Source organism: Acinetobacter sp. NIPH 1852 (assembly GCF_022549455.1).
Taxonomy (GTDB): Bacteria; Pseudomonadota; Gammaproteobacteria; order Pseudomonadales; family Moraxellaceae; genus Acinetobacter.
On sequence record NZ_JAKZGG010000040.1, the window covers coordinates 1 to 2,093 of the forward strand.

Below are 2,093 nucleotides of genomic sequence, written 5' to 3' on the forward strand. Positions count from 1 at the left end.
GATTGATCATCGCATCAGGCAAATCGTTGGTCGCTGCCATGCGATTAATGATTGCTAATTTCTGCTCCAATAGTGAAAGGCGACTTTGCAAATATAGATCACAATCAGTAGTAATGGTTAGAGGTAACTCATTGGACTGTTTTAGCTGATTAAATTTATCAGCAGTCACTAAATACTCATCGAAGTCTTTGAATTGGCGAGAGCCTTGTACCCAGAGATCCCCAGCCCGTAGCGAGTTTTTAAGTTCAGATAACACACATATTTCGTAATAGCGGCGATCAATACCATCATCGGTAAAGACTAGTCTTGCCCACCGTTTTTTGATAAACGCTATTGGAGCATTAGAGGGGATTTTTCGTGTATTATCAACATTCATGCTGCGGAGCAACTCTACAGCGGCAAGCATATCTTTTGCTGCTGGGGCAGCACGCAATTTAAGTATGGCAAGAAGTTCTGGCGCGTAACGGCGTAAAGTTGCATAGCTCTCGCCAATTCGTGGTAAAAAATCAAAGTCTTCGGGTTGCGCCAGTTTTTCTGCCTCAGTAATACTTGCTGCAAAAGCATCCCATGAAATAACAGTTTCGATGGCGGCAAACGGATCACTGCCATTTTGCTTGGCATCTAGCAAGGCTTTCCCGATAAGCCCATACAAACGCACTTTGTCGTTGATCGCTTTACCTGATGATTGAAATTGTTGCTGGTGTTTATTTTTTGCGATAGCAAATAGCTTTCCAATAATGCGATCATGCAGGTCAATAATTTCGTCGGTGATCGTGGCCATACTCTCCACAACGATTGCTACCAAAGTGGCATATCGACGTTGAGATTCAAATCTGGCCAAATCAGCAGGAGTCATTTGCCCACCTTCGCGAGCAATTTTCAGTAAGCGATTTTGATGAACGTGTTTTCCAATGTCTTCAGGTAGATCGATGGCTTGTAAGCACTTCAGCCGCTCAATGTGCTCAAGCATGTACTTTGAGTTTGGTTTAGCTGGTGACTGTCTAAGCCACCCCAATATTGTCAGTTTGCTGCCCTCTTTACGGTTCAGCAAAGCATCTATATTTTGACGATGAGTTTCTGAAAGTGAGCTCGTCAAAGCAGTATAAATTATGCGGTTGGCAGATGTGATTGCTTCTGCGCAAATACTATCAATTGCATTTATAGCTGGCAAAAGGACTGATTTTTGTCGTAAATTTTCAACGAGAGTTGTGGCTAAAATAAGACCTTTATCTGTCTGAAGGGACAAATCCACCATCATATTGACCGATTGCCGATAGTCACTCAAGGTGAATAGTTTGAACCCAAAAACTTTTTTCAATTCGGCAATATGTTCTCGTCTTGTTTGCTCGCGCTGACCATAATCATTCCAGCAGTCCACTGATATACTAAGTTGAGCAGCCATCATGAAAAGTAAGGGTTTGAATGGTTCGTCGTTAATACCCAATATCACTCCAGGGTAACGCATGTAGCAAAGTTGAATTGCAAAGCCTAGCTTGTTGGATGCCCCTCGATGTTGATGGACTATGGATTTATCAGAATCACTCAGAGTGTAATGCTGAAGCATAAAAGCTCTATCATCTGGAATTTCGAACAGGCTTCCCAATTCCGTGGACGACAAAATAGAATGGCGCGGCATGGCTCATTAGTCCCAAATAAACTAAACTATTAAAGGTACATTATTTTGTACCGCCACGCTTAGCTTTGCGCTGCAATTTCGCAAGGAGGTTCAATTGGGACAGAATGCGGCCATTTATTGCCGAGTATCAACGAACGATCAGTCCTGCGAACGACAGGAATATGACCTACGTGCCTACGCCAATCGTTGCGGCTACGATGTTGTCGGTGTTTGGAAAGAAACTGCATCAGGCAGTAAGGATGAGAGATTGCAAAGAAAATACTTGATGACCATGGCGCAATCTCGTGAAATCGATGCCATCTTGGTGACGGAATTGACACGCTGGGGCAGAAGCACCGTGGATCTCGTACAGTCATTACAAGATCTTGGGCATTTCGGGGTATCTCTGGTGGCACAAACAGGTTTGCAGTTTGACCTTTCCACATCTCAGGGAAAGCTCATGGCTTCTGTGATGTCT

At 43.6% G+C, this 2,093-nt stretch carries 1 protein-coding gene and 1 pseudogene; one reads left to right on the forward strand and one right to left on the reverse strand.

The window, feature by feature from the left end:
- A pseudogene (locus tag MMO38_RS16435) lies at positions 1-1,636 on the reverse strand (Tn3-like element ISAcsp1 family transposase); the annotation flags it as partial.
- 94 nt (positions 1,637-1,730) lie between these two features.
- Between MMO38_RS16435 and MMO38_RS16440 the strand changes: the two are divergent.
- Positions 1,731-2,093: recombinase family protein (locus MMO38_RS16440; RefSeq protein ID WP_004726713.1), on the forward strand; the 363-nt coding region annotated here is incomplete at its 3' end.